Source organism: Flavobacterium sp. (genome assembly GCF_031422135.1).
Taxonomy (GTDB): Bacteria; Bacteroidota; Bacteroidia; order Flavobacteriales; family Flavobacteriaceae; genus Flavobacterium.
Genome location: NZ_JANOQD010000005.1, coordinates 1 through 19102, shown reverse-complemented (window position 1 = coordinate 19102; position 19102 = coordinate 1). Strand labels below are relative to the sequence as shown.

Annotated in this window: 14 protein-coding genes and 1 tRNA gene; 5 read left to right on the top strand and 10 right to left on the bottom strand. The window is 31.7% G+C overall.

The window, feature by feature from the left end:
• Nucleotides 1–93: 93 nt before the first annotated feature.
• From RMO70_RS01070 to yaaA, 3 genes are all read left to right on the top strand, one after another.
• Nucleotides 94–2862 (top strand): aminopeptidase, encoded by a 2769-nt coding sequence (locus tag RMO70_RS01070; protein ID WP_310554570.1) that lies wholly within the window; start codon nt 94–96, stop codon nt 2860–2862.
• 183 nt (nt 2863–3045) lie between these two features.
• Complete coding sequence (locus RMO70_RS01065) at nt 3046–5451, top strand: thiamine pyrophosphate-dependent enzyme (RefSeq protein ID WP_310554569.1); 2406 nt, start codon at nt 3046–3048, stop codon at nt 5449–5451.
• Nucleotides 5451–6209: a peroxide stress protein YaaA gene (gene yaaA, locus RMO70_RS01060; RefSeq protein ID WP_310554568.1), complete on the top strand. Its 759-nt coding sequence runs from the start codon at nt 5451–5453 to the stop codon at nt 6207–6209. Before RMO70_RS01065 ends, yaaA begins: the two co-directional genes overlap by 1 nt.
• A 221-nt stretch (nt 6210–6430) precedes the next feature.
• Here the strand turns inward: yaaA and RMO70_RS01055 are convergent.
• The 4 genes from RMO70_RS01055 to RMO70_RS01040 form a co-directional block, all read right to left on the bottom strand.
• Nucleotides 6431–6504, bottom strand: a tRNA-His gene (locus RMO70_RS01055).
• A 64-nt stretch (nt 6505–6568) separates the two neighbouring features.
• On the bottom strand, nt 6569–7285 hold the full coding sequence (gene bshB1, locus RMO70_RS01050) for a bacillithiol biosynthesis deacetylase BshB1 (RefSeq protein ID WP_310554567.1): 717 nt from the start codon (nt 7283–7285) through the stop codon (nt 6569–6571).
• A 28-nt stretch (nt 7286–7313) separates the two neighbouring features.
• Nucleotides 7314–8369, bottom strand: coding sequence for an isochorismate synthase (locus tag RMO70_RS01045; RefSeq protein WP_310554566.1), 1056 nt, complete (start codon nt 8367–8369; stop codon nt 7314–7316).
• A gap of 25 nt (nt 8370–8394) precedes the next feature.
• Entirely contained in the window at nt 8395–8820 is a 426-nt protein-coding gene (locus RMO70_RS01040) for a PaaI family thioesterase (protein WP_310554565.1), read from the bottom strand.
• A gap of 122 nt (nt 8821–8942) precedes the next feature.
• Here RMO70_RS01040 and RMO70_RS01035 point away from each other — a divergent pair, with 122 nt between their 5' ends.
• On the top strand, nt 8943–10520 hold the full coding sequence (locus RMO70_RS01035) for a hypothetical protein (RefSeq protein WP_310554564.1): 1578 nt from the start codon (nt 8943–8945) through the stop codon (nt 10518–10520).
• A 42-nt stretch (nt 10521–10562) separates the two neighbouring features.
• Here RMO70_RS01035 and RMO70_RS01030 read toward each other — a convergent pair whose 3' ends face one another.
• From RMO70_RS01030 to glyA, 5 genes are all read right to left on the bottom strand, one after another.
• Nucleotides 10563–13019 carry an outer membrane beta-barrel protein gene (locus RMO70_RS01030; RefSeq protein ID WP_310554563.1) on the bottom strand — a complete coding sequence of 819 codons (2457 nt, stop codon included), beginning with the start codon at nt 13017–13019 and terminating at the stop codon, nt 10563–10565.
• A gap of 56 nt (nt 13020–13075) precedes the next feature.
• A complete protein-coding gene (locus RMO70_RS01025) occupies nt 13076–13945 on the bottom strand; it encodes an aspartyl protease family protein (RefSeq protein WP_310554562.1) in 870 nt (289 codons plus the stop codon).
• A gap of 108 nt (nt 13946–14053) precedes the next feature.
• On the bottom strand, nt 14054–15736 hold the full coding sequence (locus RMO70_RS01020; RefSeq protein WP_310554561.1) for a M56 family metallopeptidase: 1683 nt from the start codon (nt 15734–15736) through the stop codon (nt 14054–14056).
• A 19-nt stretch (nt 15737–15755) separates the two neighbouring features.
• Nucleotides 15756–16130: a BlaI/MecI/CopY family transcriptional regulator gene (locus tag RMO70_RS01015; RefSeq protein ID WP_310554560.1), complete on the bottom strand. Its 375-nt coding sequence runs from the start codon at nt 16128–16130 to the stop codon at nt 15756–15758.
• A 125-nt stretch (nt 16131–16255) separates the two neighbouring features.
• Entirely contained in the window at nt 16256–17530 is a 1275-nt protein-coding gene (gene glyA, locus RMO70_RS01010; RefSeq protein WP_310554559.1) for a serine hydroxymethyltransferase, read from the bottom strand.
• 108 nt (nt 17531–17638) lie between these two features.
• Between glyA and fahA the strand changes: the two genes are divergently transcribed.
• A complete protein-coding gene (gene fahA, locus RMO70_RS01005; RefSeq protein ID WP_310554558.1) occupies nt 17639–18925 on the top strand; it encodes a fumarylacetoacetase in 1287 nt (428 codons plus the stop codon).
• Nucleotides 18926–18995: 70 nt separating this feature from the next.
• Here the strand turns inward: fahA and RMO70_RS16875 are convergent, their stop codons facing one another.
• A complete protein-coding gene (locus tag RMO70_RS16875) occupies nt 18996–19100 on the bottom strand; it encodes an IS3 family transposase (protein WP_409025064.1) in 105 nt (34 codons plus the stop codon).
• Nucleotides 19101–19102: the final 2 nt, after the last annotated feature.

The following is a 19102-nucleotide window of genomic DNA, read 5'->3' as shown; positions in this document are numbered from 1 at the left end:
TTTTATAAAAAATTAAAATTGTCTAAAAAAACATTTTTACTGCTTTTTTTCCTGCTCAATATAACTATTTTTTATAGCCAGCAGCAAACTAAAATGAAGGTTGTTGTTGACAATGAATCAAACATATTTCACGTTATTCAATCCATTCAAATAAAAAACACTTCAAATACAGTACTTACTAAACTAGTATTAAACGATTGGAATAATGCCTATTCAGATAAATATTCTCCGCTTGGAAAACGATTTTCAGATGAATTTGTAAGAGGATTTCATTTTGCAAACGAAAGCGAAAGAGGAAAAACCACTATAGTCACAATTATTTCAAAAGAAGGTAATTTAGATTGGAAACGGCTGGATAACCAACCCGATGTTATTGAAATTGAGTTAAAAAATACACTTTTACCAAATGAATCTATGAATATAGATTTGAAATATTCAATTAAAATTCCAAGTGCCAGTTTTACGAATTTTGGATACAGTAACGGAAATTACAATCTCAATAATTGTTTTATTGCAGTCGCTAGATTCACTGAAAATGGTGTTTTTGTATCCAATAGTAACGAAAATCTAGAAGATATCTCCAATGCAGTTTATGAAAATATATCTATTGATTTTATTATCCCAAAAGAATATGATCTAACTACAAATTTAGATTTCAAGGCAAAATTTGAAACCGAAAGCAACAAGCAACTCAATTACCAGTCTGAAAATATTTCGGAAATACAATTGTCACTCGAAAAAAAAGTAAGCTTTGAAAGTTTTAAAAATGATGTTATTGAAGTAGAAACCAATCTAGACAAAAAAAGATTAAGCGGTATTAAAAAATCGATTATAATAGACAAAATCGTAAATTATGTAGCAGATCATTTAGGTAAAACAGAAATTAAAAAAATAATGGTTTCACAAACCGATTATGACCGAAATCCTTTTTATGGTCTAAATCAATTGCCTACTTTTTTGAGTCCTTTTCCTAATGAAACTATTTTTGAATTACAATTTTTAAAAGCTTATTTAGAAAGTTATTTGAAATCATCATTAAAGATTAATCGTAGAAATAACGGCTATATCTTTGATGCTATCCAAGTATATCTGATGATGAAATATATTGAAGACAATCATCCAGAAATGAAAATGTTGGGTACACTTTCTAAATATAAAATATTAAAAAGTTATCATATCATAAATGTAGATTTCAACGAACAGTACAATTACTTGTACTTGCTTATGGCTCGAAAAAATCTTGACCAACCGCTTGGTGCACCAAAAAATACTTTCATAAAATTTAACGAACAAATCGCAGGAAAATATAAATCTGGATTGAGTTTCAAGTACCTTGACACTTATTTAAATGACAACTCCGTTGCGCAAAGCTTCAAAGAATTCATTGCTTTAAACAAACTAAAACAGACTAATGCTAGTGATTTTGAATCCATTGTTAAAAGCAATGCTACAAAAAATATAGATTGGTTTTTTCCAAACTTAATTCACTCTAGAAATACCATTGATTATAAATTTGGAGAAATTCTTAAAACAAAAGATAGTGTTTCAATAACCATAAAAAGTAACACAAAAACCTCTGTACCAATGCCATTGTATGCTTTTAAAAACAATCAAATTGTTTTTAAAAAATGGATTTCAGATGTCAAAACCGATACTATTCTAAAATTTGATAGGGCAATTGTTGATCGATTGGTACTTAATGACGGAAATGAAGTTCCTGAATTCAATTTAAGGAATAATTACAAATCTTTAAGAAGCTTTTTTTCATTAAACAGACCCATCAAATTTAGTTTTTTTAAAGATTTAGAAGATGCAAAATACAGTCAAATATTTTATGTCCCAGAGGTAGGTTATAATCTATATGACGGACTATTATTGTCTTTAAACTTGCACAACAAATCAATTTTAGACAAACCCTTTATTTTTGATCTGAATCCTTCCATTTCGACCAAAACAGCTTCATTTACAGGATCTGGAGGATTTGCCATAAATCAATACAATCGCGACTCCAGAATATATAGCATTAGATACGGATTTGGAGCTACCTATCTACATTATATAGAAGATGCAGCCTATTTAAAAATAAACCCAAGCGTTCAATTCCGAATCAGAAAAAATAATTTCAGGAATAATGAACGTCAATACATTAGTCTACGACACGTAATCGTAAATAAAGAAGTAGCACCAAAACCTACAGAAAATCAGGAACTAGAACCTAGCGATAGTCCTTTAAATTATTCGGTTTTTAATGTGAAATATAGCTATCAAAATGGCGAAATGACCAAAGGATTAAATATGAACTACGATATGCAGTTTTCGAGTAGTTTTGGCAAAATAGCCACTGACTTATCGTATCGAAAATTATTCGAAAATAATTACCAAATAAGCGCTCGATTGTTTGCTGGAAGTTTTATTTATAAAAATACAGATACAGAGTTTTACAATTTTGGATTAGACAGACCCAAAGATTATCTTTTCGATTATAACTTTTACGGGCGATCTGAAAAATCAGGTTTTTTCAGTCAACAGTTAATTATTGCAGAAGGTGGTTTCAAATCAAAATTTGAAAACCCATATGCAAACAAATGGATGACTACTTTAAATGTAACTTCAAGCATTTGGCATTGGATTCAAATGTATGGAGATGTTGGTTTGTATCAAAACAAAGGTCAAAAAATTACATTTGTATACGATAGTGGAATTCATCTGAACCTAGTTCCTGATTATTTCGAAATTTTTCTACCCGTATATTCCACAAATGGTTTCGAACTGGGAGAAAAAAAATACCAAGAAAAAATACGCTTTATTTTTACCATAAGTCCAAAAACATTGATTAGTCTGTTTACCCGAAAATGGTTTTAAAATATAACTTTTTTGTATAAAAAATTACACTATATTTATTAAAAAAATAGTTTCATTGGTTTTTTTATATAAAAACATTTCAATTGCATATTAAAATTACATATTGTTCAATACTATTTTTATTGTATTTTATTAAATTTTAAAAAAAATTACCTAAATTTGTATCTACTAGATTTTGAATTTATGATACAAACTGACGAAAAACAAACCTTAACTTTTGAAGATTTCAAAACAGAAGTAATAAACGATTATAAAATTGCTACTACTAGTAGAGAATGTAGTTTATTAGGAAGACGTGAGGTTTTAACTGGAAAAGCAAAATTCGGCATTTTTGGTGACGGAAAAGAAATTCCGCAACTTGCAATGGCAAAAGCGTTTAAAAACGGGGATTTTCGTTCAGGATATTACCGCGATCAAACTTTTATGATGGCGATAGGTCAAATGACAGTTCAACAATTTTTTGCAGGACTTTATGGCCATACTGATTTAGCACACGACCCAATGAGTGCTGGACGACAAATGGGCGGTCACTTTGCCACACATTCGCTAGACGAAAATGGCGATTGGAAAAACCTAACCCAACAAAAAAATTCAAGTGCTGATATTTCACCTACAGCAGGGCAAATGCCACGTTTACTAGGGTTAGCACAAGCCTCTAAAATATATAGAAAAGTATCAACAATACAAAATGCTACCAATTTTTCAATTCTTGGAAATGAAGTCGCTTGGGGAACTATTGGAAATGCCTCCACATCTGAAGGATTATTTTTTGAAACTATAAATGCAGCTGGTGTTTTACAAGTGCCAATGGTAATGAGTGTTTGGGACGATGAATATGGAATTTCTGTTCACGCCCGTCATCAAACAACCAAAGAAAATATTTCTGAAATTTTAAAAGGTTTCCAACGTGACGAAAACACCGAAGGTTATGAAATCATAGCAGTAAACGGCTGGGATTATCCCGCTTTGGTCGAAACCTATCAAAAAGCAGCTGCAATAGCTCGCAAAGAACACGTTCCTGTTTTAATCCACGTTCGTGAACTTACCCAACCACAAGGTCACTCTACATCAGGATCGCACGAACGATATAAAAATGCAGAAAGATTAGAATGGGAAGGCGATTTTGATTGCTTGCGTCAATTTAAACTTTGGATCATTGAAAACAATATTGCTACCGAAGAAGAAATTGAAGCCTTAGATGCACAAGCAAGAAAAGAAGTTCTTGAAGGAAAAAAAGCAGCATGGACAGCTTTTATAACTCCTATCAAAGAAGAAAGAGATGAACTTGTTTCTCTATTAAATTCAATTGCTATAAAGAGCTCAAATAAAGCTTTTATTGAAAAACACAGTATTGATTTAGCCGCTATAAAAGAACCAATTCGCAAAGATAGTATCACAACAGCTCGTAAAATTTTACGATTGATTGCACAAGAAAACAGCAAATCTGAATTGGCATCTTGGATTACAAATTACACTAATAAAATTCAACCCAAGTTTAGCTCACACCTATTTTCACAATCTGATAAAAATGTATTTTCAGTCAAAGAAGTACTACCTGCTTATGATGATTCAACTGAAGAAGTCGATGCACGTTTGGTTTTACGAGATAACTTTGATGCTATTTTTACAAAATATCCAGAAAGCTTAATTTTTGGAGAAGATGCAGGAAATATTGGAGATGTGAATCAAGGATTGGAAGGAATGCAAGAAAAATATGGTGAACTTCGTGTAGCCGATGTAGGTATTCGTGAGGCCAGTATTTTGGGGCAAGGAATAGGAATGGCAATGCGAGGTTTACGACCTATTGCAGAAATTCAATACTTGGATTATTTGCTTTACGCCATTCAGATTATGAGTGACGATTTAGCAACACTACAATACAGAACAGCAGGTCGCCAAAAAGCACCTTTGATTATTCGTACTCGTGGTCACCGTTTAGAAGGTATTTGGCATTCAGGATCACCAATGGGAATGATTATTAATGCCATAAGAGGAATACACGTTTTGGTTCCTAGAAATATGACCAAAGCAGCTGGTTTTTATAATACTTTACTTGAAACTGACGAACCAGCATTAGTTGTAGAATGTTTAAATGGCTACCGTTTGAAAGAAAAAATGCCTACTAATTTAGGTGAATTTAAAACTCCAATTGGTGTTGTTGAAACTATTAAAGAAGGAATAGATATTACACTGGTTTCTTATGGTTCCACATTGCGTTTGGTAGAACAAGCCGCTAGAGAATTAGCAGAAATTGGTATTGATGCTGAAGTAATTGATATTCAATCCTTACTTCCATTTGATGTAAATCACGATATAGTAAAATCGTTAGCCAAAACAAATCGATTATTAATTATAGACGAAGATGTTCCAGGAGGAGCTTCTGCATATATTTTACAACAAATAATTGACGAACAAAAAGGATATTTACTTCTCGATAGTCAACCCGAAACGTTGGCTGCAAAAGCGCACAGACCTTCCTATGGAACCGATGGTGATTATTTCTCTAAACCTTCCGTTGAAGATATTTATGAAAAAGTGTATGCAATGATAAGCGAAGTAAATCCTGAAAAATACCCAAGTTTATACTAATGAAAATTGTAATTTCTCCCGCTAAATCGTTAGATTTTGAAAAAAAAATGCCTACAAATCGGTTTTCAAAACCTGTTTATTTAAAACAAGCCAAAGAGATTGTTTCAGAATTAAAAAAACTCAAACCGAAAGACTTGTCTGAATTAATGGATATTTCAGATAAACTTGCTGACTTAAACTGGCAACGAAATAAGACTTTTAAAACACCTTTCACAATAGAAAATGCACGTCCAGCAATTTTCGCATTCAACGGTGAAGTATATACAGGATTTGACTCCTTCTCAATTCCTGAAGAAAAATACGATTTACTTCAAGATAAATTGCGAATCCTTTCTGGACAATATGGCATCTTAAAGCCATTCGATTTAATGCAAGCTTATCGTTTGGAAATGGGAACCAACTTGACAATAAGTGAATCAAAAAATTTATATGCATTTTGGAAAGAAACCCTAACAACTGCCTTAAATAAAGAGTTGAAAAAGAACGAACTTTTTCTAAATTTAGCCAGCACGGAATACTTTTCGGTAATTGATGTTAAAAAATTGAAAGTTACTGTAATTACTCCAGAGTTTAAAGATTACAAAGACGGAAAGTTAAAAATGATTTCCTTTTTTGCCAAAAAAGCACGTGGTCTAATGGTTCGATACATTATTGATCACAACATCGAAACGCTTGAGGGTATAAAAGGTTTTAATTATGATGGTTATCAGTTTGACAGTAATTTATCTATTGGAAATACACTGGTATTTACAAGATAAGATTTGATTTATTGTTACAAAACTGATTGTTTTTCTGTTTTAATTATTACCAGAAGAATAATTAGAATTTTAAATTACCTCAAAAAAATCATCTAATTCTAAATCAAATTTTTTTTATAAATCTGTAAATACTACCGAAACCAGTAGGAAAAGCTTTAAAAAAGTTTATCCTATAAAAAAACTCATAAGAAATGAAACTTATGAGTTTTAGCGTTATTTAGGGTGGCTGACCGGGTTCGAACCGGCGACCCTCGGCACCACAAACCAATACTCTAACCAGCTGAGCTACAACCACCATTTATTTAACGAGTGCAAAGATATTGTAAAAGTTGGTTTCTGCAAATAAAATATCAAAAAAATTACTTCAAATCACTTAAACTATTGACAGCCAAATACCTTTCTGTAGTAAATCCTTCTGCATAATTTGTCCCAATTAGTCTTCCTAAATCTTGGGCACGATATTTCACGCTATCCAAAAAGTTTTTTGAGGTTATTGGTGATTCAGGTTCATTCGAATTTGGATTGTAAAACTGGGTTTCATAAGCTTTTATAGCTTGCATTTTGATATCAATAAAATCAGACACATCAACAACAAAGTCAGGTTCAATAGTTGCCCATTGAATGTAATGATACACTAATTTGGGGCGCCAAGGTTCTTGAATGTTTTCGTCTAAACTGGTTTCAATTTTGACTAATCCTGATAAAAAACAAGCGTCAGAAACTAAACTACTTCCTTTTCCGTGGTCAATATGACGGTCATAAATAGCATTGCAAAGCACTATTTCCGGTTTGTATTTTCTTAATACCTTAATTATTTCGAGTTGATTTTTTTTACTGTTTTTAAAAAAACCATCTTTAAAACCTAAATTTTCACGTAGCGCAATTTTTAATATTTTAGCAGCATTTGCAGCTTCAACATCTCTTGTTTCGGCTGTGCCTCTTGTACCTAATTCTCCTCGGGTTAAATCTATAATTCCAACTCGTTTTCCAAGAGAAATTTCTTTGGCAATCGTGGCACCACAACCTAATTCAACATCGTCTGGATGTGCCCCGAAAGCGAGTATGTCTAATTTCATTTCTTGTTTTTTTATAGTAGTGTATTTGTTACAAAATATTTTTTATGGTTTTGGATTTATGTACCGTTTCTTCCCATTCGGCTTCTGGGTTGCTGTCTTTAGTAATTCCACAACCCATAAAAATTTTTATTTTGTTTTTTTCGTCATCAATTGACTCACTAATTTTCATACATCTTAAATTTACAAAAAGGTCTGAAGCTTCTTCATTTTTATTAAAATCGAAGTTCAATTCCCCTAGAAAACCAGTGTAAAACTCTCGATTATAGCCTTCGTTTTCTGTAATAAATTGTTTTGCTTCCTCTTTTGGCAATCCACATACTGCCGGTGTTGGTTGCAAAATATCAAGAATTTTTTGTAGTGAAACTTCGTCATTTAAAACACCCTCAATATCGGTTTTGAGATGCATTATATTTCCTGCTTGTGCTGTGTATGGTTCTGAAATTGTAACTTGTGAGGTAATGTCTTGAAGTTTCTGAACAATAAATTGTGTTACTATTTCTTGCTCAACTATTTCTTTTTGTTCCCAATTTATATTTTCAATTTGATTGTACTTTTGGGTTCCAGCCAAAGCCATCGTGGCAAAATTATTTTGGGTAGTTTGTAACAATTTTTCAGGAGTTGCTCCCATCCAAGTTCCAACTTTTGGGTGAAACCAATAATAGCAAAATGCGGTTGAATAGTGTTGTAATAGTTTGTCAAACGTTTTCTTATACTTGAAGTTTTTTATCAACACAGTTTCAGTTCTTGATACAACTACTTTATTCAAAACACCTTTATTTATGGTGGCAACGGCTTTTTCTACGAGATGTATAAAATGATTTTTATCCGTTTGACTGAATTTTATTTTTCTTTGTTTAACTGCTTTCTCTTTACTTTTTTTGAAAGTACCAAAATTTATTTCGGAAAATTCTAAAGGAAAAACGATACTGCCATCGTTTTGAAATGGGGCAAAAACAAACCCTCGCTCAGAGCTATTCTCAGAAAAATAAACATGGTCGTTTTCTTGAAAAACACCAATAATTGTTTTAGAATTAGGCTTACGATACAAGACAAAAGGTAAATTTTGCCTTTTGTGCTGTTTCATTTTTTCAAAAATAGGCTCCATACAATTATTTTTTTTGAGGTAAAACCATATTGGTCAATTTACAAATTGAAATTAAATTATCGTCTTCGTCCACAACTCTAATTTCCCAAAGATGAATTGATTTTCCTTTATGAATAATTCGTGCTGTGGCAATAACTTCTCCTTCCCGTTTGCTTTTTAGATGGTTTGCTGATATCTCGATACCTCGAACCTCTTCTGTGTTTCTATCTATGAACATTACCGAAGCCGCACTCCCTACACTTTCTGCAAGGGCAACAGTTGCACCACCGTGAAGTAATCCCATAGGTTGATGTACACTTGAATTCACAGGCATTTTGGCCATCAAAAAATCTGGTCCAGCATCAATATATTCGATTTGAAGGGTTTGCATAAGGGTATTTTGTGATAATTTATTGCAAATTTGCAACACTTCGTCTTTATTAAAAATCATATCTTATTATTAATGAATCAAATCTACAAAAAAGTAAACTAAAAAACATTTTTATACGTTAAGTTTAATAATAATTTAAATGACAAACATTTTTACTATTTTTATCCAAAATTTTATCAAAAATGCGCTATAATTTACTCTTTATAATTACTCTTTTACTATCTCTTGTATCTTGTCGAAAAGATTTTGATACCGTTCGCAGTTCTGGTCAACTTCAATTTTCAAAAACCACCGTTTATCTTGATACAGTTTTTACAAATATTGGATCCAGTACTTATATGCTAAAAGTGTATAATAAAAGTAGCAATGACATAACTATTCCTAGTATTGCTCTAGCAAAAGGAACCGCCTCAAAATACCGATTAATGGTTGACGGACTCACTGGTTTAGATGCTGACAATAGTGGTTTTGGTGATGGTAAAATCTTTCAAAACGTAGAACTTTTAGCCAAAGACAGCTTGTTTGTGTTTATTGAAACTACTGCAAATAATGCCGATGTAAACCCTTCGGATATGTTGTATACAGATGAAATTCTTTTTGATGCTGGTGCTTTTCAGCAAAAAGTCAATTTAGTAACCCTTGTTCAAGATGCTGTTTTTTTATATCCAGAAAGATTTGACAATGGAAATGGAGGTTATACATACGAAGGTCTACAAATAGGGACTGATCCTCCAAAAAGTATCTATGGTTTTTTATTAAATGATGTGGATCCTATAAACGGGAATGAATTGATTTTTACTAATGCCAAACCCTATGTCATATATGGTTATGCAGCAGTTCCACCTGGAAAAGTGTTAGAAATTCAAGCTGGAGCACGAGTTTATTTTCACGATCAATCTGGAATTATTGTTGCAAACACTGGAAGTATTCAAGTAAATGGTGGAATTTCTACCGACCCAATAGCTTTAGAAAACGAAGTTGTCTTTGAAGGCGATCGGCTTGAACCTCGTTTTGCAGAAACTCCTGGACAATGGGGAACGATTTGGCTTACTGATGGAAGTACTAACAATAGTTTCAATCATTTGACCATTAAAAATGCTTCAGCAGGATTTTTGATTGAAAATCAAGACGCAACAACGGTTCAAATCAAAAATACACAAATTTATAATGTTTCAAATAATGGAATTATAGCTAAAAACGCCAAAATAAATGGTGAAAATATAGTGGTAAATAATGCTGGTCAAACTGCTTTAGCTTGTGTTTTAGGTGGAAATTACACTTTCAATCATTGTACATTTGCAAATTATTGGACAGGTGGTTCAAGACAAACACCTACAGTTTTTTTGGATAACACATTAAAAGTTGATGAAACGTTAACTTTGAAGGAAAATTTGACAGCAACCTTTACAAATTCCATTATTTATGGTTCCAATAACATTGAATTGATATTAAACAAGGACGATAGCGCAGATTTTGATTGTACTGTTGACTATTGTTTAGTTAAATTTAATGATAATAACAACCAGTTCCTTAATAATCCATTATACGCATTTTTGAATAGTGCAAACAACATTATTGGAAACAACTTGAATCCAAATGATCCTTTATTTAAAGATGCATCAAAAAATAATTTACGTATTAAATTTAATTCTCCTGCAAAATCTAAAGGAAATCCAACATTTATAATTACACCCGATGCAGATGGAAAACCTAGAACTACACCTCCTGATTTGGGAGCCTATCAACATTTACCAAATTAAAAAAAGCACATAGAAAACCACAAATTATTTTGTGGTTTTTCACTAACCCTTCACCCTATTTTTTTCACTATCAGCGCCTATTGCCTCGTGTTGTGATTTTGGTTGGAATGATTTTCCAAATCCGTAAGTAATCGTTAGCGCAACAAAACGTGAATCTGGTTTATTACTCCAATTGGCATCGGTTAATTTTAAGTTTTTTATGATTCCATTATTAATATTTGTATATAAAATATCATTTACAGACAATTTTACCGAAGCTTTGCCTTTTAGTACTTTCTTTTGAATTCCAAAATTTATATTCGATCTTGAAAGCAATATAAATTGTGCCGCAACAGCATCAGTTTGATAAATACCGCTTAACTCCGCCGACCAATCGTTCTTAAATTTAAAACTATTATTCATTGAAAAATACCAAAATGTTCCTGATGAATTTAAATCTTCTGTATATAATTTACTTTGGAAACGTGTGTTTGTTAATTCGGAATAAATATTTGCAGACCACCATTTATTAAAAGGAATATCAGCATTAATATTGATGCTATAAAACTGACTTTTTCCAATATTTCCTGGCCGACTGTAATAGATTTCATCTTTAATTTCAATAGTTTCGTTGATTTCGTCAGTATTGGAACCGTAACTAACCGTTGTTGAAAAAATACCTTTATAGCGATAGGATAATTCATAGTTATTAGCAAATGATGGATTTAAAAATGGATTTCCAGAATAGAAAGTGAATTTATCTAATGGACTTATAAACGGATTTAGGTCCTGAAAATAGGGACGATTTATTCTCTTTCCATAATTGACAACCAATTGATTATTGCCTATTGAATCTAATTTATATTGTACATATACTGTTGGAAATAAATTGGTATAATCTCTTTTAAAGGTGGAAGCTGGTTTCAAAACATTGCCCAATTGGTTTCCTTTTGATACCGCATTTTCTAATCTCAATCCGGTTTGAAAGGTAAAACGCTTGTAGCTGGTATTATAATTAAGATAGGCAGCATTGATGATTTCATCATATTTAAATTGATTGCTGGTCTCGTAATTTGGTATTTCATTTCCTGAAACAACATCTCTATAATCGGCTGTATTATCCGTTTTAGAAAAACTTGATTTAAAACCAGCTTCAAGACTTCCTTCGTTTTTTAATGGTAAAGTATAATCTGATTTTATGGCATAAATAGCAATTTCAGCAGGTAAAATTCCTTTTAACTCGTCTTGATTTTGCAACGAACCATCGGGTGAATAAATAAAATTTCTGAATTTCTGATTGGTTTTAGTATCATAACGAAGATAATCTAAATCTACAGTGATTTTTTGTCCAATAGTGTCTAAATTATGTCGAAAATTCATATTCACGCCCGCATTTTTAAAGGATTCTTTCTCACTATTATCTGCTTTTATAGTCGAATTTAAAACACCCGATGCACTAGTTAAAACACTACTTACATTGGTAGATTGATTGTTAGATTTTAGAATTCCTGTTAATCCAATACCAAATGTAGTTTTGTCAGAAACATAATAATCCATTCCTATTTTGGCATTGGTGGTTTTTATATTACTTTCTATAAAACTATTTTGCTTGAAAAGACTTTTGGCACTTAAATCTTCATTTTTAAACCCTCTGAAAATATACAAATCGTTGATAGGATTTTGATAGGCATAACCGATATTTCCAAAGATTCTAATATCATTATTCAAATAATTCAAGTTCAATCCTTGACGTGTATGTGTTCTTTTTCCTTGAGAAACTCTAGATGTTGCACTTCCGTTAAATCCTTTGGCTTTAGATTTTTTGGTTATAATATTTATCACACCAGCACCTCCAGCAGCATCGTATTTTGCAGGTGGATTGGTCATTAATTCTATTTTGTCGAGTGTGCTTGAAGGTAATGATTTAAGATACGATTCAAGATCAGCACCCGATAAATAAGTAGGTTTATCATCTACAAAAACCACAACGCCTGATTTCCCTTTAAAAGTTATGGTGCCATTTTGGTCAACTGTAATTCCTGGCGATTTTTCCAAAACATCCATTGCATCGCCTCCAGCTGTTGAAATAAATGCATCTACATTAACAACCGTTCGGTCAATTTTTTGTTCTATAAACGGTTTTCGTTTCTTAACTACTACTTCGTCTAAGTTATTCACATTATCATTTGCCAATAACTGAAAAACAGGCAATGTTACTATTGTATTTTCAGTTGTAATTTCAATAGGTTGACTTTTAAATAATTGAAACTGATCGTTATCTACAATGATTTTATAAGTATTTGCATTTAAATTCAAAAACTCAAAACTACCATCAGCATTAGTTAATGCAGTTTTTACAAGTGTTCCATCATTAGACTGAACTAATGAAATAGGTATTGATGCTATGTTTAATGAATTACCATTGCCTATTTGACCTGTAATTTTTGTATTAATTTGTGCATTTGAAATTCCAAAACACAGGAATAAAAAAGGGATGATTATTTTGATTTGATGATTCATTTGTAGAAATGTTTATAATTCAATTTATGAGATAAGACTCTTTATTACTATAATTGTTACAATTTGCTCGGAGTGATTTTCATTAATCCATTAACCATATCTATTGTAATAACATACTCTTTAAGAAATTTAAATCCTATATTAATAGCTTGAAAACCTCCTGAAACCATCGTTATTTTTGGGTCTGTCAATACTATAGAACCTATTTGAATTGTTCCTTCTAATTGTGCTCTATAGATATCTATTTCGCCACTTACCACTCTTGCTTTTCCAAAAAGTACAGGTTCAGATTTGAACTTTAATTTATCCCTCCACTCTAATGGGAAAGATAGTGCTTCCGGACCTCCAGAATCAATATGTGCCACTAAAGGTTGATTATTAACTTTAATATCTGTTTCTATAAATGGATAAACATCTATTTTAAAAACTTTTTTGTCTTTAGCTTTTAAAGAACCTTTGCTAATTATTAATTTAGATGCTTTATAGTCTATGGTAACCATATTTCCATTAAAAAATGAAATTCCAATAATTCCAACAGCATTTGGTGTGAAAATGTTTTGATCCTCTACTTCAATACTTTGAACGTTTTTGCCAGTGAATCCGTTAACATTAAATACAGGGATATCAATATTTTTGACATCTACTCCTACAGGATCATTGGGGCTACCAAATTTAGTAACCCCTTTGCCAGTTAAATTATGTTGTGCCACCATTGTTTTACTTAATGTAACGCCTTGCGCTCCTGTATCAAAAATATAATTGTTTTCAGTCTGGTTGTTAATACTTGCCTTTACCAAGATTAAGTTTCTGTCCATTGTAAACGGGATTTCTATAACGTCTTTACTAGTTATATTTGATTTGTTTTGTGCACAAGCTGTTGCTATAAAAAAGCACAGGATTAATGATTTTGAAATAAGTGTTTTCATAAATTATATTTTTTTTAATGATTGAAAAATTGAGGCAATAGAAATCCTCTTTGCGATTTGCAAATGCTTTTATTGGTATGTAATTCAGTTGGTTTTTAAAAGAAAATGTTACTCTTTAATTTCGAAATTATAGCAAATTGCCATTTCTTTTCCTTTGATATATTTCTGTTTCAATTTTTGGTGTAACAATTGAGACTGTTTTTTGTTGTTAACAATTAACTCAGTTCCTGAAAGGTTATATGATAAATTGGACGTGTTCTTAATAATCTTTTCCTGCAATAAATCATTAATTATTGAATTTGTTAGTTTTTCATCATCAAAATTGACTGGAAAACTTTCTGCTTTTATGATTATTTTCTTTAGTTTTTTTCCTGAATCATCGTTTATTGTTTTTTCATATTCAGAATGAGTGGTCGTTTTAGAAGTAGTTTTTTTATTCGATTTGTCTTTTTCAGATTTTAGTTTTTGCAATTCAAGTTCCAATGTATTGATTCTTTTTTGCAAATCCGAATTCGATTTGTTTTTTTCCTGATTTTTGTCGTTTATAATTTTTGCTTTATCAGCTTCGACTCTAGCTTTATCAGCTTCGAAACTAGCTTTATCATCTTCGACTCTAGCTTTATCATCTTCGACTCTAGCTTTATCATCTTCGACTCTAACTTTATCATCTTCGACTCTAACTTTATCATCTTCGACTCTAGCTTTATCGGCTTCCATTTCTTTCTTTTGCAATTGATACGCTACATTTATTGAGGTTTTTTTAACTTCTTGAGCATTTACCGTAAACAATACAAAACTTAAAATAACGATAAACGAAATAGATAAAAATGTTTTTTCGATAGTATTTAATGTTTGATTATCACTATAAATAATTCGTTTGACACGGTTTAGCAAATGATTTTTATGATTTCCAAAACCCATAACTAGACTGCTATTTTCGATATTAAACTCCTGAAAAGAAACCAAAGCCTGAACAAAACCTGATTTATTTTCAGTTAAAGCTAGCGCAATATCATCACAACAATTTTCGCGTTCGTATTTCAAAATATTGGATACCCAAAGTACAGCAGGATTGAAGAAAAATATAATTTCAGTAAAACTTTGAATAATGTTTATAAAATAATCCTTACGTTTAATATGTGCCAACTCGTGAAGCAAAATTACTTCTACTTGATCTTGAGGCAAATTAGACAATAAACCAACTGGAATTAGAATAATTGGTTTTAAAAATCCAGTAACAGAAGGCACTTTAATCAATTGAGATTCTAGTAAAATAATAGGTGTTTTTACTTTAACTAATTGGCATAATTCTTGAAATTTTGCTTCCCAAACTGATGATACGGAATTGGTTTTATAATTTCTAATTTTATAAACATATCCCAAATTGCCAAAAATTCTAAAGCATTTAATACTGAATATTAGAAACCATATTAAAGTAATAGTTGTAGCGTTTTTATTTAAAAAATCCACAATTATAGTTATTAAATCAGACGATAAAATAGCAGGACTTTTAAAAACCGAATCTACATTTTCAATAGAAGTAGCGTTGGTGTTTTGAAATGAAATATTTTGAATTCCTAAATTTTGAAACTGGTTGTAAAAGGTAAATCCAACTGCGATTATAAAAATCACAAGAATTAAAGAAAGTAAATTGTACCTTAAAACAGAAGAAGCCTTCTTGGTTGTTAAAACAATGAGTCCTCCAAAAATTGCTAAAATTAATCCTTGCCATAAAGAATGAATAAGTGTCCAAAAAATAGCGTTTATTACAGTTTGATTTAAAATTTCCATAATTATAGTATTAAGTAAACTAATTGTTCTCTAATTTATTAAGTAAAACTCTGATTTCTTCTATTTCTTCTTTAGAAGCCTTTTTGTTACCAAGCAATTGCATCATCAAGCTACTGCTAGAACCATTAAACAATGTGTTGACAAATTTGTCAAGAAGAAATCCTTTTGTTTTTTTTTCTTCAATAGCCGTTTTATAAATGTGCTTCATATTGGTTTTATCACAAATCAAGAGTTCTTTTTCTGTCATAATTTGCATCAGTTTTAAAGTTGATGTGTATTGAACAGCTCTTTTTTGTTCATTCAATTTGTCATTAACAAATCGAACTGTTGATGGGCCAAATTCCCAAAGGACTTGTAGTATTTCTAATTCCGATTTTGTGGGTTCTAATTGCATTGGTTTTTCTTTTACAAATCAAAGGTAAGAAATATTTCGTACGAAGTATTTATTTGTATAAAATTTAACATAAAAAAAGCCCATACTAAAAGTATAGGCTAACATTATTTTGAAAATTGTTAGATTTAAAAAACAAAAATGGCTCTTTCTCCCATCATTTCATTCACTTGATCAGCAATTTCTTCTAAAATAGCTTCATCAGTATGATTTGAAATCACTCTATCAATAAATGCGACAATCGTTTCCATATCTTCTTCAAGTAATCCACGAGTCGTTATGGCTGGTGTTCCCACTCGAATTCCTGAGGTTACAAATGGTGATTTATCATCAAATGGTACCATATTTTTATTAACTGTAATTTCGGCTTTTACCAATGCATTTTCAGCATCTTTTCCAGAAATATTTTTATTACGTAAATCAATTAGCATCATATGGTTGTCCGTTCCTCCAGAAATAATATTATACCCTCTTTTTACAAAGGCAGCTGCCATTGCTTTGGCATTTTTCTGAACTTGCATCGCATATCTAAAAAACTCATCGGTCAAAGCTTCTCCAAATGCCACCGCTTTTGCCGCAATGATATGTTCTAATGGACCACCTTGATTTCCAGGGAAAACAGACATATCAAGAACGTGAGACATCATTCTGATTTCACCTTTCGGTGTTTTTAATCCCCAAGGATTTTCAAAATCTTTACCCATCAAAATCAATCCACCACGAGGACCGCGCAATGTTTTGTGAGTTGTTGTTGTAATAATATGGCAATGAGGCACTGGATCATTCATCAAACCTTTGGCAATTAAACCTGCTGGATGTGAAATATCTGCTAATAAAATGGCTCCAACAGAATCTGCTATTTCTCTGAAACGTTTAAAATCCATATCACGAGAATAAGCCGAAGCTCCTGCAATAATCATTTTTGGTTGTTCTTTAATAGCTATTTCTTGTATTTTATCATAGTTTAAAACTCCTGTTTCTGGTTCAACACCATAAAAAGAAGGCGAATACAATTTTCCTGAAAAATTTACAGGTGAACCGTGTGTTAAATGACCACCGTGCGATAAATCAAAACCTAAAATTTTGTCTCCTGGTTTCAAACAAGCAGCAAAAACTGCTGTATTTGCCTGTGAACCTGAATGCGGTTGTACATTGGCATATTCAGCACCAAATAAGGCTTTGGCTCTGTCAATAGCGATTTGCTCTATAACATCAACTACTTCGCAACCACCATAATACCGTTTTCCTGGATAACCTTCTGCATATTTATTAGTCAAAACAGAACCCGCAGCTTCCATAACTTGGTCGCTCACAAAATTCTCTGAAGCTATTAATTCTAACCCATGAATTTGTCTGTCTTGTTCTTCTAGAATGAGGTCAAATATTTGTTCGTCGCGTAACATATTTTTAATTTAGTTAAATTCCTTACAAAAATACAAAAAACGTTTGGTAAAATAATAGTTTATGATATATTTGGTATAACATTTATCAACAATAAAATAAACAACTATATGCCCATTACAGCCAACAACCCTAATAGAAAATCTTGGTTAGAAGTAACTTCTGACAGTGATTTTCCAATTCAAAATATTCCTTTCGGTGTTTTTTTAACTAAAGAAAACATTGTAACGGTAGGAACTCGTATTGGGAATTTTGCCATAGATTTAGGTGCGTTACAACAATTAAATTATTTTGAAGGAATAGATCTGACTGATGATGTTTTTATGCAAGACACATTAAATGATTTTATTTCAGATGGAAAAAAAACATGGCGTTTGGTTCGCAACCGAATTGCTGATATTTTTGACACCAAAAATCCAAAATTAAAAGACAATAAAAAACACCGAGATATTGTAATCTTTAAAATGGAAGATGTGGAAATGCAACTTCCAGTTTACATAGGTGATTACACCGATTTTTTCTCTAGTAAAGAACACGCTACCAATACAGGAACTATGTTTCGAGACCCTGAAAATGCTTTACTGCCAAACTGGTTACACATTCCTGTAGGCTATCACGGTAGAAGCTCGACTATTGTTCCAAGTGGAATTCCAGTACATAGACCTAATGGGCAAACTGTTCCAAATGGAGAAACAATACCTGTTTTTGGTCCTTCTAAATTAGTCGATTTTGAATTGGAAACGGCTTTTATTACCACTGATGCCAATATTATGGGAGAAAATATTCCTATAAATGAAGCTGAAGAATATATTTTCGGAATGGTGTTACTAAACGATTGGAGTGCTCGTGACATTCAAAAATGGGAATATATTCCATTAGGTCCATTTTTGGCAAAAAACTTTGCTTCTTCCATTTCGCCTTGGATTGTGACTATGGATGCTCTAGAGCCATTCCGAGTTGCGAGTCCAAAACAAGAGCCAACACCACTACCTTATTTACAACAAAAAGGAAATCACGCTTTTGATATTAATCTTGAGGTAGCTATTCAACCTGAAAAAGCTGAAATACAAGTAATTTCTAGAAGTAACTTTAAGTATATGTATTGGACAATGAGCCAGCAACTAGCGCATCATACCAGTAATGGTTGTCGGGTGAATTCTGGCGACATGATGGGTTCAGGGACTATTTCAGGTCCTACTCCTGATTCTTATGGTTCAATGCTGGAGTTGACTTGGGGCGGAAAAAACCCAATTGTATTGTCTGATGGTTCAGAACGTAAATTTATTAACGACGGTGATACTGTAATTATGAAAGGTTATTGCCAAAATGATACTGTTCGTATTGGTTTCGGAGAAGTGTCAAGTAAATTATTACCTGCCAATAAAATGAAAAAATAACATGAATTTATATTCATAAAAAATGCCAACTCAAAATAGACTGAACCCAAAAGTTTGGACAAATTTATAATTAATTTTGATAATAATGAGCTCGATATTTTATTGGGCTCATTTTGTTTAAATTAGACTTACTTCTGTCGTTATTATAATAGTTTATATATTCTTTGATTTCCATTT